This window comes from Streptomyces sp. NPDC028305 (assembly GCF_055569495.1).
In genome coordinates, this window is the sequence record NZ_JBVHTN010000002.1 from 1,091,236 (window position 1) to 1,112,568 (window position 21,333).

The 21,333-nt window shown below is 72.6% G+C and carries 16 protein-coding genes and 1 pseudogene; 11 read left to right on the forward strand and 6 right to left on the reverse strand.

All coding sequences use genetic code 11. The features are described 5' to 3' along the window. Positions 1–29: 29 nt before the first annotated feature. The 5 genes from ACZ4WQ_RS10930 to ACZ4WQ_RS10950 are packed head-to-tail and all read right to left on the reverse strand — an operon-like array spanning position 30 to position 5,250. Positions 30–788: a DUF6182 family protein gene (locus ACZ4WQ_RS10930; protein WP_398376872.1), complete on the reverse strand. Its 759-nt coding sequence runs from the start codon at positions 786–788 to the stop codon at positions 30–32. Continuing rightward, a complete protein-coding gene (locus ACZ4WQ_RS10935) occupies positions 785–2,014 on the reverse strand; it encodes a hypothetical protein (RefSeq protein ID WP_398376873.1) in 1,230 nt (409 codons plus the stop codon). The genes ACZ4WQ_RS10930 and ACZ4WQ_RS10935 overlap by 4 nt, the downstream gene beginning before the upstream one ends. Then, positions 2,011–2,871, reverse strand: coding sequence for an SAM-dependent methyltransferase (locus ACZ4WQ_RS10940; protein ID WP_398376874.1), 861 nt, complete (start codon positions 2,869–2,871; stop codon positions 2,011–2,013). Before ACZ4WQ_RS10940 ends, ACZ4WQ_RS10935 begins: the two co-directional genes overlap by 4 nt. Beyond that, positions 2,868–4,619 carry a GH3 auxin-responsive promoter family protein gene (locus ACZ4WQ_RS10945; protein WP_385349959.1) on the reverse strand — a complete coding sequence of 584 codons (1,752 nt, stop codon included), beginning with the start codon at positions 4,617–4,619 and terminating at the stop codon, positions 2,868–2,870. The genes ACZ4WQ_RS10940 and ACZ4WQ_RS10945 overlap by 4 nt, the downstream gene beginning before the upstream one ends. Continuing rightward, on the reverse strand, positions 4,606–5,250 hold the full coding sequence (locus tag ACZ4WQ_RS10950; RefSeq protein WP_398376877.1) for a hypothetical protein: 645 nt from the start codon (positions 5,248–5,250) through the stop codon (positions 4,606–4,608). Before ACZ4WQ_RS10950 ends, ACZ4WQ_RS10945 begins: the two co-directional genes overlap by 14 nt. A gap of 625 nt (positions 5,251–5,875) precedes the next feature. Here ACZ4WQ_RS10950 and ACZ4WQ_RS10955 point away from each other — a divergent pair. The 7 genes and pseudogenes from ACZ4WQ_RS10955 to ACZ4WQ_RS10985 all read left to right on the forward strand — a co-directional run. Continuing rightward, positions 5,876–7,744, forward strand: a pseudogene (locus tag ACZ4WQ_RS10955) (AfsR/SARP family transcriptional regulator); the annotation flags it as partial. Between the two features lie 84 nt (positions 7,745–7,828). Then, complete coding sequence (locus tag ACZ4WQ_RS10960; RefSeq protein WP_385349965.1) at positions 7,829–8,950, forward strand: CapA family protein; 1,122 nt, start codon at positions 7,829–7,831, stop codon at positions 8,948–8,950. Positions 8,951–9,020: 70 nt separating this feature from the next. Then, positions 9,021–9,815 carry a DUF2127 domain-containing protein gene (locus ACZ4WQ_RS10965; RefSeq protein WP_385349968.1) on the forward strand — a complete coding sequence of 265 codons (795 nt, stop codon included), beginning with the start codon at positions 9,021–9,023 and terminating at the stop codon, positions 9,813–9,815. Between the two features lie 148 nt (positions 9,816–9,963). Then, positions 9,964–10,902, forward strand: a complete 939-nt coding sequence (opcA, locus tag ACZ4WQ_RS10970) for a glucose-6-phosphate dehydrogenase assembly protein OpcA (RefSeq protein WP_311723021.1) — start codon at positions 9,964–9,966, stop codon at positions 10,900–10,902. Positions 10,903–11,056: 154 nt separating this feature from the next. Next, entirely contained in the window at positions 11,057–12,154 is a 1,098-nt protein-coding gene (locus ACZ4WQ_RS10975) for an LLM class flavin-dependent oxidoreductase (protein ID WP_468022160.1), read from the forward strand. Positions 12,155–12,162: 8 nt separating this feature from the next. Then, on the forward strand, positions 12,163–12,825 hold the full coding sequence (locus ACZ4WQ_RS10980; RefSeq protein ID WP_398376878.1) for an FMN reductase: 663 nt from the start codon (positions 12,163–12,165) through the stop codon (positions 12,823–12,825). A gap of 26 nt (positions 12,826–12,851) precedes the next feature. Continuing rightward, a complete protein-coding gene (locus ACZ4WQ_RS10985; RefSeq protein ID WP_311723018.1) occupies positions 12,852–13,274 on the forward strand; it encodes a tetratricopeptide repeat protein in 423 nt (140 codons plus the stop codon). 110 nt (positions 13,275–13,384) lie between these two features. Here the strand turns inward: ACZ4WQ_RS10985 and ACZ4WQ_RS10990 are convergent, their stop codons facing one another. Continuing rightward, entirely contained in the window at positions 13,385–14,548 is a 1,164-nt protein-coding gene (locus tag ACZ4WQ_RS10990; protein WP_468022161.1) for a CapA family protein, read from the reverse strand. 379 nt (positions 14,549–14,927) lie between these two features. Here ACZ4WQ_RS10990 and ACZ4WQ_RS10995 point away from each other — a divergent pair, with 379 nt between their 5' ends. The 4 genes from ACZ4WQ_RS10995 to ACZ4WQ_RS11010 all read left to right on the forward strand — a co-directional run bounded on the left by ACZ4WQ_RS10995 (position 14,928) and on the right by ACZ4WQ_RS11010 (position 21,300). Beyond that, positions 14,928–17,468 (forward strand): ATP-dependent Clp protease ATP-binding subunit, encoded by a 2,541-nt coding sequence (locus ACZ4WQ_RS10995; protein WP_468022162.1) that lies wholly within the window; start codon positions 14,928–14,930, stop codon positions 17,466–17,468. Between the two features lie 123 nt (positions 17,469–17,591). Next, a complete protein-coding gene (locus tag ACZ4WQ_RS11000) occupies positions 17,592–19,220 on the forward strand; it encodes an AMP-binding protein (RefSeq protein ID WP_311723015.1) in 1,629 nt (542 codons plus the stop codon). A 198-nt stretch (positions 19,221–19,418) separates the two neighbouring features. Next, positions 19,419–20,468, forward strand: coding sequence for a LacI family DNA-binding transcriptional regulator (locus tag ACZ4WQ_RS11005; protein WP_468022181.1), 1,050 nt, complete (start codon positions 19,419–19,421; stop codon positions 20,466–20,468). Positions 20,469–20,631: 163 nt separating this feature from the next. Next, a complete protein-coding gene (locus tag ACZ4WQ_RS11010) occupies positions 20,632–21,300 on the forward strand; it encodes a ThuA domain-containing protein (protein WP_468022163.1) in 669 nt (222 codons plus the stop codon). Positions 21,301–21,333 lie beyond the last annotated feature (33 nt).

Genomic DNA, 21,333 nt, shown 5'->3' on the forward strand with positions numbered 1-21,333 from the left:
CCGGTCGGCCCCGGACACCGCCGACGGGCTCACCCCGTTCCCACGACCAAGGTCTCCTCGGTCAGACAGGCGTAGGCCCGCAGCCGGTCCGGGTGTTCCCGCTCCGCGCCGACCCGCAGGGCCGCGTACGGCCCGGACAGCCCGACCAGACGCGGCACCTGACGGACGACCAGAGTGTCCCCAGGGGCGATCAGGCCGTCCAGGACCGCCTCGACGAGCAGGTGGTTGAGGTGCACCAGACAGTCCGCGACGCTCGTTCCGGCCGTGGCCACATACAGCTCGCGCCGCACGGGCGGCCGGTGGCGCGGGCCGATGGCCTCCGGGATCCGGACCGCTGTGTCCGGGCGGGCAGGCAGGCCGTGGGAGCCGTCGAAGAGCTTGAGCAGCCTGCGCAGCCCGGCGGAGGCACCCGCCGGGGCCGGTCCCGTCCACGCGGCGGAGCCGTCCTCGGCGATGTGGTCGAACCGGACCCGGTCACCGAGGTTGTCCGGGTTTCCGGCCAGGAAGATCGTGCGGGAGAACGAGCGCCGCCACGCCGCCAGCCGCTCCGGCGCCAGGCCGATGGCGAACTCACAGGTGGCACGGGTCCATTCGGCGAGCTCGAAGCGGCGCACCACGGACACGGCGAGCAGGGCGTCGGTGTCCGTGTCCACCGACTCCTGGATCCGGGCGTGCACCCGCGACAGGGCGGCGGCGGTGGAAAGGTCCAGGTCCGCGGCCAGATCGGGGCGGGCGACCCGGACGCGCCGCGCCGCCTCGGCGCGCAGCAGGTCCTGGGAGAGCTTCACAGGAACACCGCCGGGAGCAACTCGTGGACCGGGGCCGGGCGGTGCTTGGCCAGCAGCCCGGAGGTCAGCCGGTACGGGTCGACGTAGGTGTGGTCGCCGCGTTGCCGCTCCAGGAAACCGGTCAGCCCGGCTTCGGCCGCCGCCTCGGCCGGGTCCCCGTACGACGCGAGCATCCGCCCGGCGCGGATCACGCACTGGCGCAGCAGGTCCGGGCGGAACGACTGCCGGTCACCCGGCCCGAGGGTGGCGATGAAGTACAGCCGCATGCCGAGCCGCAGCGCCGGGTCGTCGTGGTCCGCGCCCAGCGCCTCGATCAGCTCACCCGCCGAGTGGCCGCGCCAGTCCCCGTGGCGCGCGGAGCGGATCCGGCCGTCGATCGGCACCCGGCCCACCGGGACGCGGCGTACGACGGGGCCGAGCTCCGACAGCACCCGCTGCAACAGCTGGTAGTCGGGCTCCAGCTCGCGGTCGTAGAGCAGCACCACCTCGTCGTAGCCGGGGACGAGGGGGACCAGCTCGCGCAGCGCGCAGGCCAGGTAGTTGGGCCGTCCCCGCGCCGTGGCGATCTGGCGCAGCGGCAGCCCGAAGCGGGTGGCGTCCAGGTAGACCGGCCCGCCGTACTCGCGCATGTCCAGGCACAGCCCCAGGGGCACCAGCCGGTCCAGCACCTCGTCGAGGGTCATGCCGGGCGGCTGGTGTGCGGTGAGGCCGGGGTCGTGCATCCCGAGCCTCGCGTACTGCGCCGACCAAAGCTCCAGCACCCGGGCGCTGGACGGATGCACCCAGCCGTGGTGTTCGATCGAGTCGAGGTAGGGCCGCAGCGCGGACACCGGTGCCCGGCGGCCGTCCGCGCGGTAGCCGATGTACAGCTCGCCGATCTCCTCCTCGGACAGCCGGGAGTAGTCGGTGTCACCGAGCGTGTGGTCCAGATACTCCCAGAAGCCGAGGGTCTGGTCGGTGGGGTGGTAGGTGGTGGGGCTGTAACGGTAGGTGACATCGGCCAGCCGCGCGGTGGCGCGGTACATCACATCGACCCAGAAGAGCCCCTTGAGGTGGCTGGGGGTCAGCGGCTTGCCGGGGGTGACGGTGACCGGCGCGATCAGGACCCGGGGCCGGCCGTGGCGGGGCGCGGCCGGGCCGCCGGGGCCGCCGGGCAGCGGGGCGGCGCCGTGCGACCGCCCCGCGCCGCCGCGGAGCAGCGGCACCGGTTCCGCGGTGCCGGTCATGCGGCCCGGCCCCCGTGGACCAGGAACACCCTCTCGGTGCCCTCGGCCGTGCGCGGTGGCACGGGGTCCCGCCACCTGCCGTAGTGGGCCGGCGGCTCCCCGGGCTGCACCGCCTGGACGGTGAAGCCGTGCCGCGCGAACAGCGCCTCGGGCTCGTCCGTGCCGAACACCCACGGGCAGCCCCAGTCGGCGAACACCTTCAGCAGGCCCCGCATCCTGGGGGCGGTCAGCGCCGCGTCGTTGACCAGGTCCGCGCCGATACGGCTGCCTGGCGCGGTCACCGCGCCGACCCGGCGCAGCAGCCCGTCGACCTGGCCCTGCGAGAAGTAGTACAGGAGTCCTTCGAAGAGCCAGGTGGAGGGCAGCCCGGGGTCGTACCCCGCCGCCAGGAGGGTGTCCTCCCAGCCGGGGGCGAGCAGGTCGGCCGGGACCGGGCGGCGTTCGGCGCCGGGCCGCTCGGCGGCCAGCAGCTTCTCCTTGACCTCCAGGACCGTCGGCCGGTCGAGCTCGAAGAAGCGGACGTGGTCCGGCCACTCCAGCCGGAAGGCCCGCGAGTCCATGCCCGCTGGGGCCAGCACGATCTGGGTCATCGACGGGTCGGCGGCCGCCCGCTGGAGCCAGTCGTCGAAGAACCGGGTGCGGATGGGGTTGAAGTCGAAGGTGCTCGGCACCGTGCGCGGGACCTCACCGTCCGGGAAGGTCGCCGATCGGATCTCGGCCAGCAGCCCGGGGCCCGCGTCGCCGACGAGCAACTGGGCGTACGGGTCGTCGAAGAGCCGCTCCTCCCGGCGGCTCTCCCCGGCCCTGAGCGCGGCGGTGAGCAGACAGGTGCGCTCGATGGCGTCGAGTTGCGTCATGATCGGTCTCCTTGCCGGGCGACGGCGCCGGTCAGCCGCCGCCAGTTTTCGGGGTCCTGCCGGAAAAGCCGGTCCTTGACCTGGGTGGGGCGCACCCCGCGGCCGACGGAGTCCTGCCACTCCTCGAGAAAGGCGTCCCGGTCGAGCCGGAGCAGCTCGGCGGGGCCCAGCCGCCCCGCGTCGCGGGCCGCCCGGTAGCCGGCCGACTCCCGGGCGAGTTCGGTGTCGAGCGCCGCGGTGAGCCGCCGAGTCTCGTCGGCGCTCCACGCCGACTCACCGGCCAGGGCGAACACATAGCGGGGCGCTTGGCCGTCGGGGGTTTCCGCATGGCACGCGGCGTTGCGCACGGCGAGGCCGGCGCCGCCCAGCGCCGACTCCAGCGCCCGGACGACCTGTGCGTCGCGCAGCCGCTCCCCGGCCACGTCGGAAAGGTTTCTGCGGCCCGCGTACGACACCCGCGGCACACCGCCGGGCTGGGATGGCACGTCGACGACACGGACCACATCGCCGCCCGCGTAGCGGTACAGGCCGCCGACATGGCTGTAGATCGCGTGGTACTCCCGGCCCGGCTCCAGCTCGTGCGGTCCGAGCGTCTCCACATCGGGGCCCAGGTCGCGGTCGGCGTCCACGAACTCGTACACGGAGGCCGTGACGACCAGGCTGCCCGCCGTCGGGTGGCGGTCGAGCGCGACGCCGACCGGGCCCTCGGACGCGGCCACGGGCGCGGGCAGGGCCGTCACCGAGGGGCCGAACTCCTCCCGGAGCCGGGGCAGATAGAGCGTGGCGAGACCGGTGGTCCAGCAGAACAGCAGCCGCATGTTCGGCCAGATGTGGGCGGGCCGTACGGTGCCGAAGTACCGCTCCAGCCGCTCCAGTTCGGCGGCCCGCTCCGGGTTCGGCGAGCGGAACGGGTGGCCGCCGAGCGTGCCGTCGCGGACGTCCTTGACGATCCGCGGCCACCACAGCCTCAGCTGGTACGGCACCGCGGCCACCATCGCCGGGTTGATCCCGATGACGCAGCGGACATCGCTCTCGACGGCCATGCGCAGCCGCAGATACATCTTCTCCACGTGGTCGTCCGCGGCCACCGGCACCGGCAGCACGGCCCAGGGGGCCGAGGTGCCGGGCTCGGCCGACAGGTGCTCGCCGAACATCTTCCCGAAGTCCACCTGGCTGGCCCCGACATGGGGGCGCCCGGAGGCGGTGGTGGCGGGAGCGACGACCGGGTCGTGCTTGAGGTTGAGCACCGCGTCCGGCCGGGTGAGGACGTCCGGGAAGTGTTCGGCCATCGGCGCCCACGCGGCGTAGTAGAACGGGAAGAAGGTGGTGTGCATGAAGCGCGGGGTGACCGGGATCTTCTTGTGCGCACCCGTGCTGCCGCTGCTGGTGAAGAACACCGCGGGCTGGTCGGCGGTCAGGACGCCTGGCTCGCCCTCGGCCATGCGCTCGATCCACGGCGAGAGCGCCGCGTAGTCCTGCACCGGAACGGCCTTGCGGAGGTCGTCCAGGCTGCGCAGCCGGTCGAAGTCGTGGGCCTTGCCGTAGGCGGTGCCCGCGTTGAACGCCAGCAGGTCGGTGAGGACCTCGCGCTGCCGGGCCGCCGGGTCGGAGAAGGCGCGCCGCAGCCGGTTCCGCTCCTCGAACACCCGCGCCCGGTACTGGCCGAGCCGGTCCTCGGCGTGCGGAGGCTCGGTGTTCGAGGACCCGGTGTTCGCGGGCTCGGCGGCCGAGGGTTCAGCGGTCTGCATCTGACAACACCTTTCGTATGGCCTGAGCGGTCTGCGCGACATCGCCCTGCGCCCGGATCACCGTGACCGGCAGATGGCTGATCTCGTCGAGCATCAGACCCCGCAACGTGGTCTGGTAGGCCGCGAAGGCCTCCTCGTCGGGGTGGTCGCCGTAGTACTCCAGCCGGTTGGTGTCCGCGCCGTTGCCGGAGCGCCGCCAGGCCGTGGTGGTGGACACGTCCAGGAACACCACGCGCCGCGGCTGCGGAAAGGAACGCCACCACGTGAACATCGGGTTGTCCCACAGCCCGGCGAGCCTGCACTTGGCCAAGATCTTGTAGTAGTACGAGTCGACGAGCGTGGGCGACGACGTGTCGCTCTCCTCAATGCGGTCCCGCAGATGGACCACCGCCGTCTGAAGCATGCTGGCCGTGAACTCCGGCGAATAGTCCCTCCCCAGGGAAGGCAGCACATCCACCGCCACATCCCTGCGCAGCCGGCCGATCAGCGCGTGGGCGGGCTGAAGAAAACGCTCGTCCGTGGAAATCAGCCGCCAGGACGGGGACGACCTGGCGAACTCGGGCATCACCGAAGACTTTCCGGCGTAGTCCGGCCCCAGGAGGACGGAAAAGCCGGATTGAGTCGTCCGCACGATCGGCACTCCTCACATAGTTCCAGTGCTCGCCACCTCGATCCGGGCCGCGTCGCGACCCGCCGATCGGCTGCCGGGGGTGCCGTCCCGGCTGGGTGAGGGAAAGTCAACATCGCCGAGATGGCCATCCGGTCAGGACGAGCTGGGACACGGGGGAGGGTCCGGAAGCCGGGAGCCGGAAAGCGGAGCGGCGGCCATCGGATCGCTTCTGGCCTCGGATGATGTGCCGTACGCCCGGTCCCACCGGGCGCAGGTCGATGTCCATATCCTGGTCCGCCCCCCGGCACGGACATTCGGAAGGCCGGAAAACCGGACTTCTCCCCGGACTTTTCCTGTTGCGCGGAACACCGCGGCCCGCGAGCCCCCGGCCACTACAGTGATCCACGAGCGTCGGGGGACAGCGCGTCGGGGGACAGGGCTCGGAGGCGAGGGAATGCGGGGGACGGCCTTTTCGCGCGCGTGCGAGGAGCGGCGGTGGGCACGGCCGGCGGTCTTTCTCATGGTCTACGCGACGGTGGCCACGCGGCTGGGAGAACCACAGGAGGTGACCGCCCGCCAGTTCCACCGGTGGCGGCAACCCGGGCCGCCCTGCCCTCAGCCATCCGCACAGCGGGTCCTGGAGGAGATGTTCGACACCCCGCTGTACCGCCTCGGCTTCGATGTGCCCGAACACCGCCGACGGGACACCGCCGCCCCTCCGGCGGGCGCGGCCGAGCCGCCCCCGGCCGCCCTGCGGTTCGCGGTCCTGGGGCCGGTGCGGGTGCGGCGCGGCGAAGAGACACTGGCCGCGGGGCGGCCGCAGGAACGCGCCCTGCTGTGCGCACTGCTGCTGCGCCGCGGCCACACCGCCACCGCGCAGGAGCTGATGGACGCGGTGTGGGGCGGCAAACCGCCACGGAGCGCCCTCGCGACCCTGCGGACGTACGCCTTCCAACTGCGCAGGACACTGGGGCGCGCCCTCGTCTCCGACTCCGGCGGATACGCCCTGCACGTGCCGCCCGAGGCGCTGGACCTGGTGGTGTGCGAGGGCTACGAGGCGCAGGCCAGGAGCGCCCGGGCCGCGGGCGATCCGCCGCGCGCCCGGAAACTGCTCCGCAAAGCCCTGGCCCTGTGGGACGGCGAACCCCTCGGCGGCGTCCCCGGGCTCTACGCGCAGGCACAGCGCGCCCGCCTGGCCGAGTGGCGGCTCACCCTGGTGCAGACCCGGCTGGAACTCGACCTGGAACTGGGCCACCACACCGAGGCCCTCGCGGAGCTCACCGCCCTGTCCGTCGAACACCCGCTGCGGGAGCGGCTGCGCGCCCTCCAGATGCTCGCGCTGTACCGCGCCGGGCGACAGGCCGAGGCGCTGCGGGTGTACACCGACACCCGCCATCTGCTCGCCGAGGAGCTCGGCGTGGACCCCGGTCCCGAGCTGACCGAGCTCTACCAGAACGTGCTGTGCGCCTCCCCGGCCGTCGCCCGCCCCCCGGCCCCGCGACGACACCCACCCGCCGGGGACACTGCCCCGTATGTCTCACCGCGCCCCGCCCAACTCCCGGCGCAGCTCGCCGACTTCACCGGACGCACCACTCTGGTGCACCGCCTCACCGAGCAACTGTCGTGCGCCCAGGGCGCGGTGATGCCCGTCCTCGCCGTCCGGGGGCTCGGCGGAGTGGGCAAGACCGCGCTGGCGTTACGGGTCGCCCACGCGGCCCGCGGGCACTTCCCCGACGGGCAGCTCTACACGGACCTGCTCGGCCCCGGCCCCGGTGCCGCCCACCCCGGAGCCGTCCTCGGCGCGTTTCTGCGCGCCCTGGGCATCCCCGCCGCCGCCGTCCCCGCAGGGACATCCGAACGGGCCGCGCTCTACCGGTCCACCCTCGCCGGCCGCCGGGTGCTGGTTCTGCTCGACAACGCCCACGACGGAACGCAGATCCGCCCCCTGCTCCCCGGCGCCCCCGGCTGCGCCGCCCTGGTCACCAGCCGCGCCCGGCTCGCCGACCTCGACGGCACCCGCCCGCTGGACCTCGAGGTCATGAGCCCCGAGGAAGCCCTCACCCTGTTCGGCCACGCCATCGGCGAGGAGCGCGCCGAGGCCGAGCCCGCGGCCTGCCGCGACACCGTCGCCGCCTGCGGCTTCCTCCCGCTGGCCATCCGGATCGCCGCGGCCCGCCTGTCCGCCCGCCCCGCCTGGACCGTCTCCGCCGTGGCCGCCCGGCTGGCCGACGAGCGCGGCAGGCTCGACGAACTGCGCATGGGCGACCTCACCGTCACCTCCTGCTTCGCGCCCGCGTACGGGCGGCTGCGGCCGGACCAGGCCCGCGCCTTCCGGCTGCTGGCGCTCGCGGACGGCCCCGACCTGTCCCTGGCCACGGCCGCCGCGCTGCTCGGCCTCGACCGGTGCGACCCTGCCGTCGAACCCCTCCTGGATTCCCTCGTCGACAGCGCACTCCTGGAGTCGCCCGCCCCGGGCCGCTACCGCTACCACGACCTGGTCCGGCTCTACGCCCGCCAGGAACACGGCGCGCTCATCGGCAAGGCGCCGGGGGCGATGCGAGGGCTGGGGCGGGCCTCGGCCACGGGCTAGTTTGGGGGTGTGGGCGGCGATGCGACGACGCTGTTCCTGTGCGGCGATGTGATGCTCGGGCGCGGCGTCGACCAGATCCTCCCGCACCCCGGAGACCCGGAGCTGCGGGAGCCGTACATCCGGGACTCCAGCGCCTACGTCGAGCTGACGGAGGAGGCACACGGCCGGGTGCCGCGCCCGGTGGACTACGGGTGGCCGTGGGGGGACGCGCTGCGGGTGCTGGAGGAGACCGCGCCCGACGTCCGGGTGGTGAACCTGGAGACCAGCGTCACGCGGAGCGACGAGTTCGCGCCGGGGAAGAGCGTGCACTACCGGATGAGCCCGGCCAATCTGCCGTGCCTGGCCGCCGCCCGGCCCGACGTGTGCGTCCTGGCCAACAACCACGTGCTGGACTTCGGGCGGAGGGGGCTCGCGGAGACGCTGGACGCCCTGGCCGGGGCGGGGCTGCGGGTGGCGGGCGCGGGGCGGGACGCCGACGCCGCACGGCGGCCCGCGGCCGTCCCGGTCGGGGGCGGGCGGCGCGTGCTGGTGTTCTCCTGCGGCACCGGGTCCAGCGGCATCCCGTACGAGTGGGCCGCGGCCGAGCACCGCTCCGGCGTCGACTTCCTCCCCGAGCTGTCGGAGGCCCGCGCGGCCCGGTTCGCCCGCCGGATCCGGCAGCTCAAGCGGCCGGGCGACATCGCCGTCGTCTCCATCCACTGGGGCGGCAACTGGGGGTACGACATCTCCGACGACCAGATCCGCTTCGCGCACACGCTGATCGACGGTGGCGCCGATGTGGTGCACGGCCACTCCTCGCACCACCCCCGCCCCCTGGAGGTGTACCGGGGCAAGCTCGTCCTCTACGGTTGCGGCGACTTCATCGACGACTACGAGGGCATCACCGGTTATGAGGAGTACCGGGACGATCTGCGGCTGCTTTACTTCGTCGCGGTGGCCCCGGACACCGGCGAACTCACCGGAATCCGGATGGTGCCCATGCGCGCCCGGCGGATGCGGCTGCGCCACGCCACCCTCGGCGACTCCCGCTGGCTGCGGGGGGTGCTCGACCGGGTCAGCTCCGCCCACGGCTCCCGCGTCGTCCTCGGCCGGGACGGCGCGCTCTCCCTCCACGGCCCCCCGGCTCGGTGAGCGCCGCCGGAGCGCCTACCATCGCGCACATGTCCGACACGCCGGCCATCACTGGAACGGAGCGCTGAGCGTGAAGATCGACTGGAATCGGCGTACCTGCGCCCGTCGCGGCCATGTCACCTACTCGCCCGCGGAGGACGAGCTGCGCGAGCGGCTGCACGCCGCGACCGCCCTGGGCGACGCCTGGCGCTGTCTGCGCTGCGGCGACTTCGCCCTCGGCGCGCCCCACGGCTCCGGGCCCGCGGCCGACGCCCCGCTGGTGCTGCGCGGAAAGGCCCTGCGGGACCTGATCGTGATGCGCTTCATCGCCGCCGAGCGGTTTCTGCGCGGTCTCTTCGTGCTGCTGGCGGCCGTCGCGGTCTACCGGTTCAGCAACAGCCGGGCCGCGGTGCGCCGGCTCTTCCAGGAGAACCTCACCGTCTTCCGGCCGGTGGCCCGCCACTTCCACTACGACCTCGACCACTCGCCGGTGGTCGACACCATCCGCAAGACCTTCGAGTACCGGCACTCCACCCTCGTGATCGTGGCGGCCGCGCTGGCCGCCTACGCGGCCATCGAGCTCGTCGAGGGCGTGGGGCTGTGGCTGCTCAAGCGGTGGGCCGAGTATCTGGCGGTGGTGGCCACCGCCGCGTTTCTGCCGCTGGAGATCTACGAGCTGACCGAGAAGGTCAGCTGGCTGAAGATCGCCACCTTGGTGATCAACATCCTCGCCGTGCTCTACATCCTGCTCTCCAAGCGGCTCTTCGGGCTGCGCGGCGGCCGTGCGGCGTTCGAGGCGGAGCGGCACAGCGCCTCGCTGCTGGAGGTGGAGGCCGCGGCCGGGACTGCCACCCTCGGTGGCGGGCAGCACGGCGGGCGGCCATAGCGCCGAAGGCACCGGACAGCCGGCACCGATCAGCCACGGCCTCGACCGTTCGGTATTGATCATTCGCCCCGGCCCGGCGGGGGAGTGACGATACGCTCGGGCCGCGGACGAACCGCTCGAACGAGAACGGCAGGAGCTGGCGCCGGCCATGAACACCGACCTGACCAACACCACATCGAGCAAGATCAACGCGGCCCTGGTACAGGCCCGCAGGGCGATCGGCAGTCCGGCGGTCGGCATGGTGCTGACCCTGGTCATCGTCACCGACGAGGCCAACCACTACGACGCCCTCAAGGCCGCCGCCGACGCCTCCCAGGAGCACCCCTCCCGGATCCTTGTGGTGATCAAGCGGCCCGGACGCTCCCCGCGCGAGCGCGGCCAGTCCCGGCTGGACGCCGAGGTGCGCGTCGGCGGCGCCGACGGCAGCGGCGAGACCGTACTGCTGCGGCTGCGCGGCGAGCTCGCCCAGCACGCCGAGTCGGTGGTGCTGCCGCTGCTGCTGCCGGACGCCCCGGTTGTGGTCTGGTGGCCGGTCGACGCCCCCGACCATCCGGTCAGGGATCCGCTGGGCGCGCTGGCGCAGCGGCGGATCACCGACACGTACGCCGTCGAGCGCCCGCTGCGGGAGCTGGCGGCCCGCGCCGCCTCGTACGCCCCCGGCGACACCGACCTGGCCTGGACCCGGCTCACGCCCTGGCGGTCCATGCTGGCCGCCGCGCTCGACCAGGCGCGGGCCTCCGTGACCTCGGCGGTGGTGGAGAGCGAGGCGGACAACCCGAGCGCGGAGCTGCTGGCCCGCTGGTTCGCGGACCGGCTGAAGGTGCCCGTCGAGCAGGTCGTCACGGAGGGCCCGGTGGTCACCGCGGTCCGGCTGCGCACCGCCGCCGGGGACATTCACATCGACCGGCCGGAGGGGCCGGTGGCCACGCTGTCCATCCCGGGGCAGCCCACCCGCACCCTCGCGCTGAAGGTGCGCAGCACCGCCGAGCTGATCGCCGAGGAACTGCGCCGGCTCGACCCCGACGAGGCGTACGCCGCCGCCCTCCGCGCCACGATTCCGTCCGCCGGGCCCGTCCGGCTCGGCTGACCCGCTCACCTGCCACGACAGCCGATCCGAACCGACGCCCTTCCCCTGCTCGCGCCCTGTTCACGGGACCACCGCGGGCGGGGGAATAGTGGCGACAGCTGCCACGTTCCGGGGATATAGTTGAACCGTAAACATCCTAGGAGGGGTGAGACCGGTGCAGTTCGGTATCTTCACGGTCGGCGATGTCACGATGGACCCGACCACGGGCCGGGAGCCGACCGAGCACGAGCGGATCAAGGCGATGGTCGCCATCGCGCAGAAGGTCGAAGAGGTCGGTCTCGACGTCTTCGCGACCGGTGAGCACCATAACCGACCGTTCGTCCCCTCGTCGCCGACCACCATGCTGGGCTGGATAGCGGCCCGTACCGAGCGGCTGATCCTGTCCACCTCCACCACGCTGATCACCACCAACGACCCGGTGAAGATCGCCGAGGACTACGCGATGCTCCAGCACCTGGCCGACGGCCGGGTGGACCTGATGATGGGCCGCGGCAACACCGGCCCGGTCTACCCCTGGTTCGGGCAGGACATCCGCCAGGGCATCCCGCTCGCGATCGAGAACTACGCGCTGCTGCGCAAGCTGTGGCGCGAGGACGTCGTCGACTGGGAGGGGAAGTTCCGCACCCCGCTGCAGGGCTTCACCTCCACGCCGCGGCCGCTGGACGGTGTGCCGCCGTTCGTCTGGCACGGCTCCATCCGTTCGCCGGAGATCGCCGAGCAGGCCGCGTACTACGGCGACGGCTTCTTCGCCAACAACATCTTCTGGCCCAAGAACCACTTCCAGAAGCTGGTGAACCTCTACCGGGAGCGGTACGCGCACTACGGGCACGGCACGCCGGAGCAGGCCATCGTCGGCCTCGGCGGGCAGGTGTTCATGCGCCGCAACTCGCAGGACGCGGTGCGTGAGTTCCGCCCGTACTTCGACAACGCGCCCGTTTACGGCCACGGCCCCTCCCTGGAGGAGTTCACGGCCGAGACCCCGCTGACCGTCGGCAGCCCCCAGGAGGTCATCGAAAAGACGCTGACCTTCCGGGACACCTTCGGCGACTACCAGCGCCAGCTGTTCCTCGTCGACCACGCGGGCCTGCCGCTGAAGACGGTGCTGGAACAGCTCGACCTGCTCGGCGAGGTCGTGGAGGTGCTGCGCAAGGAGTTCGCCCACAACCGCCCGGCCGATGTGCCGGACGCCCCCACCCACGCGTCGCTGGTGGCCCAGCGCGACGCCAAGGCCCTCGAGGAGGTGGCCCAATGAGTACGGTCATGCGACACATTCCCCAGCAGCACGGTGCCCCGCGGCCGGTGACGCTCGCCGTGGTCTCGGCCGGGCTGAGCGTGCCCTCGTCCACCCGGCTGCTGGCCGACCGGCTGGCGGAGGCCACCCGGCGGCTGCTGGCGGAGGGCGGGCACGAGGTCGAGGTGCAGGTGATCGAGTTGCGCGACCTGGCCGGCGACATCGCGAACAACCTGGTCACCGGCTTCCCGTCGGCCGCCCTGGAGGAGGCCGTGGAGAAGGTCACCGGCGCGGACGGGCTGATCGCCGTCACCCCGGTCTTCTCCGCCTCCTACAGCGGGCTGTTCAAGTCGTTCTTCGATGTGATCGACAACACGGCCCTGACCGGCAAGCCGGTGCTCGCCGGCGCGACCGGCGGCACCGCGCGGCACTCGCTCGCGCTGGAGCACGCCCTGCGGCCGCTGTTCGCCTATCTGCGTGCGATCGTGGTTCCCACGGCCGTGTACGCCGCGTCCGAGGACTGGGGTGGCTCCGGTGACCCCCTCACCGACACCCTGCCCACCCGCATCGACCGGGCGGCGGGCGAGCTGGCGGAGCTGATCGGCGGCCGCCGGGGCGCCGCCGCCCCCGAGCCCGAGGCCGAAGCCGTGGTGCCGTTCGAGCAGCAGCTCGCGGCCCTGCGGCCCGAATGACCCCTCACCTCAGGGAGGAGCCTGACATGATCGACAACTTCAACAGCTTCCGGCCCGACGGTGAGCCCACCGCCGACCGCTGGGTCACCGCGCTGAGCCTGTTCGACGACAAGGAGCGGGAGGAGACCACGGCGGACCGCTGGGAGCGGGCCGGGCTGTACTTCGAGGCGAAGCAGTACACGGAGGCCGCCCAGCTCCTCGTCCAGGTCGTCGAGGAGGCCCCCGAGCAGACCGCCCCCCGGCTGCTGCTGGCCCGCGCCTACTACCACTCGGCGCAGCTGGGCCGGGCCGAGGAGCAGCTGCGCGAGGTGATCGCGCGCGACCCGGTCGAGCACTACGCCCATCTGATGCTGGGCCGCACGCTCCAGCGGCAGGGGCGTGCCGAGGAGGCGGAGCCATGGCTGCGCATGGCCGCGGCCTTCTCCGGTCACGCCCCCGCGGCGGAGTGACGGGCCGGCCGTACTGACGGGCCGCGCCCGGCGGGCCGTATCCGACGGGCCGGGACGGAAGGGCGGAGTGGACGGGCGGCACCGATGGGCCGGGCTGACGCTGCCGGGCGTCAGCGGCCCATCGTGAGCCCGTCCCGCCCGGCTCCCCGGCTGAGGACGGCGCGGCGGATGGTGTCCAGGGCGGTGGTGTCGGCGCCGGCGCCGTTCGCCTGCGCACGGGGGAGGTTCACCACCCGGATCGGGTCGTTGGCCACGCTGTGGGGGATGAACTCCGCCTTCTTCACGGTCCACGGCTTGTCCGTGGTGGCGGGCGGGGCGAAGGTGAAGCGGGCGGCCGAGCCCATCTGGCCGCGCGGGTCGTTCATGACGCCCGCGACCTGGTCGCCCATGCCGTAGACCACCCAGGTGCCGTTGACCTTCTCGTACGCCTGCGGGATATGGGCGTGGGTGCCGAGGATGAGATCGATGTCGCGGCGCCCGTGGTCGGCCGAGGCGGTGAGCTTTTTGGCGACCGAGAGCTGGAGCTGGTCCGGCGCCTCCTGCCACTCGGTGCCCCAGTGCAGGCTCACCACGACCACATCGGCCCCGGCCCGGCGCGCGGCGCGGGCGTCCTCGACGATCTGCGCCGGGTCGATGAGGTTGACCAGCCACGCCTGTCCCTTGGGTACGGGGATGCCGTTGGTGCCGTAGCTGTAGGCGAGATGGGCGACCGTGGCGTCGCCGGCCTTCAGCAGGGTCGGCATGCGCTGCTCGTCGGCGGAGCGGGCCGATCCGGCGTGGCGGAGCCCGGCCCGGTCCATCGCGTCGAGTGTGCGGGTCACTCCTTCCGCACCCGCGTCCAGCGTGTGGTTGGAGGCGGTGGAGCAGGAGTCGTAGCCGAGCTCCTTGGCCGCCTCGGCGACCTCCGGCGGGCTCTTGAACGTCGGGTAGCCGGTGAACGGGCCGCCCGCGGCGCCGTAGACCGTCTCCATGTGGCAGATCGCCAGGTCGGCCTGGGAGGCCACGGACTTGGCCCCGGCGAGCATGGGCCCGAAGTTGTAGCCGTTGCCGCCCGCGTCCGCGCGCGCCTGGCGGATCACTGAGTCATGGATCAGCAGGTCGCCGGTGGCCGCCAGAGTGAACCCTTTGGTGGGCCCGGGTTTCGCCGCGGCCGCGGTCCTCGAGGACTTCTCCCCCGGATCGGGGGTGGCGGGTATGCCTGCGGTGCACGCGGTCGCCGCACCGAACAGCGCGGAGACCACGAGCGCGATCCTTTGGCGGGTCTGGAGAGACAAAGGGGTTCACCTCACGCTCACATGGGCCAAATAGGCGGATAGTTGTATTTATGTGCGTGAGGGAGTCCGCTCTTGCGGGGCCGCGCCGTACTTCACCGGAACGGCCGACGAAACGCACCCGATGGGTCCAGGCCACTGCGCCGTCCGGCCCAGCACCCCGGCATGTCGCCGGGCGCGGGGCCGGGCCGGGCGAGCGGGGGGCGCGAGCCGCCGCAATGTCGGATAAAATCACTCAAACAATTAAAATTGACCCAAATGAGCTTCCTCGCGGGTGCTCGTGCCGGGCCGACCGGCTCGCACGCCACCCGAGCACCCGCACGCCACCGGAGCACCGATGACAACGGGGCCCGCGTCCGCCGGGCCACCGGGACGGATGCCTATGAACAGCGGGTACGAGGGACGGGACGAATTCGGCCCGGACCCCCTCGGAGACTTCCTGGCACGCTTTCTCGGCGTCGGACCGGCCGGGCAGCGACCCGGCTCCCGGCACGTCGACTTCGGCCGCCTGATGAGCGAGCCCGCACGGCAGCTCGTCTCCTCCGCGGCCTCGTACGCCGCCGACCGCGGATCCACCGACCTCGACACCGAGCACCTGCTCCGCGCGGCGCTCACGGCCGAGCCGACCCGCACCATGGTCGCCCGGGCCGGGGCGGACCCCGAGAGCCTGGTCGCCGAGATCGACCGGCAGACGGGGGAGGGGGCGCCGCGCGGCTCGGTCGCGGTCACGCCCGCCGTCAAGCGCGCACTGCTCGACGCCCACGACATCGCCCGGTCCGCGGGCGCCTCGTACATCGGCCCCGAGCACGTCCTGATCGCCCTCGCCGCCAACCGTGACTCCACGGCCGGGCAACTGCTGCACGCGGCCCGGTTCGAACCGCGCCCCGGCCCGCCGGGCGGACTCGCGGCGGCCCCAGGCACCGCCGAACAGCGCCCGGGCCCCGGGCGGCGGGAGACCCCCAATCTCGACAAGTTCGGCCGCGACCTGACCGAGATGGCCCGCGAGGGCCGGATCGACCCGGTGATCGGGCGCGACGAGGAGATCGAGCAGACCATCGAGGTGCTCGCCCGGCGCGGCAAGAACAACCCCGTCCTCATCGGCGAGGCCGGCGTGGGCAAGACCGCCGTCGTCGAGGGGCTGGCCCAGCGCATCGCCGAGGCCGATGTCCCCGACATCCTCCTCGGCCGCCGCGTCCTACAGCTCGACTTCGCGGGCGTCGTGGCCGGGACCCGCTACCGCGGCGACTTCGAGGAGCGGCTCACCGGCATCATCGACGAGATCCGCGCCCACTCCGAGGAACTGATCGTCTTCATCGACGAGCTGCACACCGTCGTGGGCACCGGCGGCTCCGAGGGCGGCCCGATGGACGCGAGCAACATCCTCAAGCCCGCCCTGGCCCGCGGGGAACTGCATGTCATCGGCGCCAGCACCCTCCAGGAATACCGCCGCAACATCGAGAAGGACGCGGCCCTCGCACGCCGCTTCCAGCCCATCATGGTGCCCGAGCCCGCCCCCGCCGACGCCCTGGAGATCCTCCGCGGCCTGCGCGACCGCTACGAGGCCCACCACCAGGTCCGCTACACCGACGAGGCGCTGCTGGCCGCCGTCGAACTCTCCGACCGCTATCTCACCGACCGCTTCCTGCCCGACAAGGCCATCGACCTGATGGACCAGGCCGGCGCCCGCGTACGGCTGCGCTCCAGCACCCGGGGCACCGACGTCCGCGCGCTGGAACGCGAGGTCGAGCAGCTCACCCGGGACAAGGACCAGGCCGTCGCCGCCGAGCAGTACGAGCGGGCCACCGCCCTGCGCGACCGGGTCAACGACCTGAACCGGCGCATCGAGGAGGGGTCCGGCAAACTGCACCCGCCCGGCCGGGTCTCCGAGGTCACCGTCGAGGACATCGCCGACATCGTCTCCCGGCAGACCGGCATCCCCATCAGCAGCCTCACCCAGGAGGAGCGGGACCGACTGCTCGGCCTCGAGGAACACCTGCACAAGCGGGTCATCGGCCAGGAGGAGGCCGTCGCCGCCGTCGCCGACGCCGTACTGCGCTCCCGCGCCGGCCTCGCCGACCCCAGCCGTCCCATCGGCAGCTTCCTGTTCCTCGGCCCCACCGGCGTCGGCAAGACCGAGCTGGCCCGCGCCCTGGCCGAGGCGCTGTTCGGCAGCGAGGACCGCATGGTCCGCCTGGACATGAGCGAATACCAGGAGAAACACACCGTCAGCCGGCTGATCGGCGCCCCGCCCGGATACGTCGGCCACGAGGAGGCCGGGCAGCTCACCGAGGCGGTGCGCCGCCAGCCGTACTCGCTGCTGCTGCTGGACGAGATCGAAAAGGGCCACCCCGACGTCTTCAACATCCTCCTCCAGGTCCTCGAGGACGGACGGCTCACCGACGCCCAGGGCCGCACCATCGACTTCAAGAACACCGTCATCGTCATGACCAGCAACCTCGGCTCCGAAGAGATCACCGGGCGTGGCGCGGTCCTGGGCTTCGGCGGCGGCGCGGAGGCCGATGAGGAGGCCCGCCGGGACCGCGTGCTGCGCCCGCTGCGCGAGCACTTCCGGCCGGAATTCCTCAACCGCATCGACGAGATCGTCATCTTCCGGCGGCTCGCCGACGAACAGCTGCGGCAGATCACCGATGTGCTCCTGGAGGAGACCCGGCGCCGGCTGCGCGCCCAGGACGTGCCCGTCGACTTCACCCCCGCCGCCGTCGACTGGCTGGCCCACCAGGGCTACCAGCCCGAGTACGGGGCCCGGCCGCTGCGCCGCACCATCCAGCGGGAGGTCGACAACCCGCTGTCCCGGATGCTGCTCAACGGCAAACTGCCGCCGCACAGCCATGTGGAAGTCGATGTCGAGGACGGGAAGCTGACCTTCAGAAAGGAGGGGAACCCCACCGCCGCGGTCGGCTGACAAAGGTCTTGCGAACACGGGGTGACAAGCTCGCGAGCGGGCGCGATAGCGTGTCCAAGCCAACGGGGACACCACCGGCCCCTGGATTTGGATTCCGCTCGCCTGCACGCACGAGGAGCCCACTTGACCAGCCCGGAACAGCGCATGGCCGACCTGCTCAAGACCTTTGGAGATCCGGGCGCGTCCACCGCCCAGCTGCTGTGCGACCGGCACCCGGCCGACGCCGTCGCCTTCACGGTGGTCGGGGCCGACCTCAGCGGGCACGACATGACCTACGGCGAACTCCGCGACGCCTCCGCGCGGATGGCCGGCGCCCTCACGGACCTCGGGGTGGGCCCCGGCGACCGGGTCGCCACGCTGATGGGCAAGTCCACCGAACTCCTCGTCGCGACGCTCGCGATATGGCGGATCGGGGCCGTCCAGGTGCCCCTGTTCACGGCGTTCGCGCCCCCGGCCATCGCGCTGCGGATCACCGGCAACGGTACCAAGATCGTGATCACGGACGCCGGGCAGCGCCCCAAGCTGGCCGCCGGCCCCGACCTCCCCGCCGACCAGCCGTGGCGGATCGTCACCACCGGGCCCACCGACGAGGGCGACCTGTCGTTCGCGGAACTGCTCCAGGGACACGCCCCGCTGGAGGAGCCGGCCGCCCTCGGCGGGGACGCGACCATCGTGGAGCTGTTCACCTCCGGCACCTCCGGCCCGCCCAAGGCGGTGCCGATCCCGCTGCGGGCCGTCGCGGGCTTCGCCATGTACCAGGAGTTCGGCCTCGACCACCGGCCCACCGACGTGTTCTGGAACGCCGCCGACCCCGGCTGGGCCTACGGGCTGTACTACGCGATCATCGGCCCGCTCGCCCTCGGGCAGCGGAGCCTGCTGCTGGGCGGCCTGTTCTCCGCCGAATCGACATGGCGGGTGCTGTCCCGCTTCGGCGTCACCAACTTCACCGCGGGCCCCACCGTCTACCGCAAGCTGCGCACCACCCCCGCCCCCGACGGGGTGCGGCTGCGGTGCGCCTCCGCGGCCGGCGAGCCGCTCCCGGCCGACGTGATCACCTGGGCGGAGCAGGCCCTCGGCATCCCGGTGCGCGACCACTACGGCTCCACCGAACTGGGCATGGCCATCGCCAACGGCTGGCACCCCGCGCTGCACGCCGAGCTCAAGCCCGGCTCCATGGGCCGGCCCCTGCCCGGCTGGAGCGTGACCGTTCTGCGCGAGGACACCAACTCCGCCGTCGCCGAGACCGGCCGGCCCGGCCGGGTGGCCGTGGACATCGCCAAGAGCCCGCTGATGTGGTTCGAGGGCTACCGCGACGCCCCGGAGCGCACCGCCGAGAAGTTCAGCCCCGACGGACACTGGTTCTACACCGGCGACACCGCCTCGCGGGACGATGAAGGCCACCTGTACTTCTCCGGGCGCAGCGACGACGTGATCCTGATGGCCGGATACCGCATCGGCCCGTTCGAGGTGGAGAGCGTGCTGCTGGAGCACGAGGCCGTGGCGGAGGCGGCCGCGGTCGGTGTGCCCCACCCGGAACACGGCGAGATCATGGAGGCCTTCGTGGTGCTGCGCGCGGGCACCGAGGGCGATGACACCCTCGCCGCCGAGCTCCAGCAGCTGGTCAAGGACCGGCTCGCCAAGCACGCCTATCCCCGCAGCGTGCGCTTCGTCGCCGAGCTTCCCAAGACGTCGAGCGGGAAGACCCAGCGCTTCCTGCTGCGCCCGCGGCAGGTCAGCTCCCGCGCTCGCTGAGAGACAGGTCCGGGGCGGCCCGGCTCGACTATCGTGAGCGGTTACGCGACGGCGGGGGTACCTCCCAGCGGTAGCTGGGGGAAACTGAGCCGAAGGCGCGCGAGGGGAAAGGCCTACGTGAACGAGGCAGCAGAGGCGACCGGCGCGGGCACACCGGGCAAGGCGGGCAGGCGGACGGAGAACACCACGGGCAAGGACGTGTCCACGGTCAGGGACGTCGCCAGGCGCGCCGGGGTCTCCGCGTCCACCGTCTCGCGTGTCATGGGCGGTACCTATCCGGTGGCCACGGCCACCCGGGCCAAGGTGCTCAAGGCGATGCGCGAACTGGACTACGTGGTCAACGCGCATGCCCGCGCGCTCGGCGGGTCCACCAACAAGACGGTGGCCTTCGTCGTGGACGATGTGACCGGCCCCTTCTACGCCCACATCGCGCGCGGTGTGGAGGAGCAGGCGTCCGCCGAGGGGCGGCTGTGCATGCTGTGCACCACCCACGGCGATCCGCAGCGCGTCCTCGCCGTGGTGGAGATGATGCGCGAGCAGCGGGCCGACGCGGTGATCGTGGTGGGCGGCGCCTGGGAGGACAAGGCCTACCAGGACCGGATGGCCCACTTCGCGCACGCCCTGGACCGGGTGGGGTCGCGGCTGGCGCTGGTCGGCAGGCCACCGCTGGGCGAGGGCGTGCCCGCCACCGTCGTGGACTACGACAACGAGGCCGGCGCCTTCGCGATGACCACCCACCTGCTCAGCGCCGGACACCGGCGCATCGCCTATCTGGCCCGGGTCCCGGGGCTGTCCACGAGCACCCAGCGGATCAGCGGCTTCACCCGGGCCCATGAGCTGATGGGGCTGAGCCCCGACCCCGCCCTGATCCTGGACGGAAACTTCACCCGCGCCCACGGCTATCGCGCCGCCCAGGAGCTGCTGGCCTCAGGAGCCGACTTCAGCGCGGTGTTCGCCGGGACGGACATGGTGGCGGCGGGGGCGCTCCAGGCGCTGCGCGAGGGTGGCGTACGGGTGCCCGAGGACGTCTCGGTGGCGGGCTACGACGACATTCCGGTGGCGATCGACGTCTTCCCCGCGCTGACCACCGTGCATGTGCCGCACGAGGAGCTGGGCCGCACCGCGGTGCGGCTGGCCCTGCACCGCGACGAGCTCCCCGAGAGCCAGCACCAGGTGCTCGGCACCCATATCGTCATCCGGTCCTCGACCAAGAGCCCGGGCCGGCCCCAGAGCCGGGAAGCCGGCTAGAAAACGGTCTCTGCCGAGCGCTCCCGGACCTCGGGAGCCGCGGCGGAGACCGTCGAAAATTTTCGCGTCTGGTAGCGGTGGAAGACGGCACGGCGAGGGACGCCCATGATGGGCACCGGTTTCCTTGAACCCCCACCCGCACGCCTTCCGGGAGCGACCCACCATGACGCAGAGCCGGCCGAGGTTCCTCGTCTACACCCGCACCACCGCCTATCGGCACGACTCCATACCCGAGGGCGTCCGCGCCTTCCGCGAGCTCGGCGCCGAGCACGGCTTCGAGATCGAGGCGACGGAGGATCCGCGGGCCCTCGAAGGCGGCCTCGACCGCTTCGCGGCCGTGGTGTTCCTCTCCACCAGCGGCGATGTCCTCACCCCCGAGGGGCGGACGGCGCTGCGTGCCTACTGCGGGAGGGGCGGCGGGTTCATGGGGGTGCACGCCGCCGCGTGCACCGAGTACGGCTGGCCGTACTACGGCGAGCTGCTCGGGGCCCGCTTCGCCCGCCACCCCGCGCTCCAGCCGGGCGTGCTCACGGTCGAGGACCGGGACCATCCGGCGACCGGCCATCTGGGCGCCACCTGGTCGTTCACCGACGAGTGGTACGACTTCGAGGCCAGCCCGCGCGGTGCGGTGCGGGTGCTGGCCTCCGCCGACGAGACCTCGTACGAGGGCGGGGGGATGGGGGACGACCATCCACTCGTCTGGTGCCATGAGCACGGCGGCGCGCGGGTCTTCTACACCGCGCTCGGACACGCCCCCGAGGCGTATGACGACCCCGCCTTCCGCGCCCATCTCCTCGGCGGGCTCCGCCATGTGGCCCGATCGCAGCCCTGACCACATCCCGCACCCCCCCACACACACAATCCC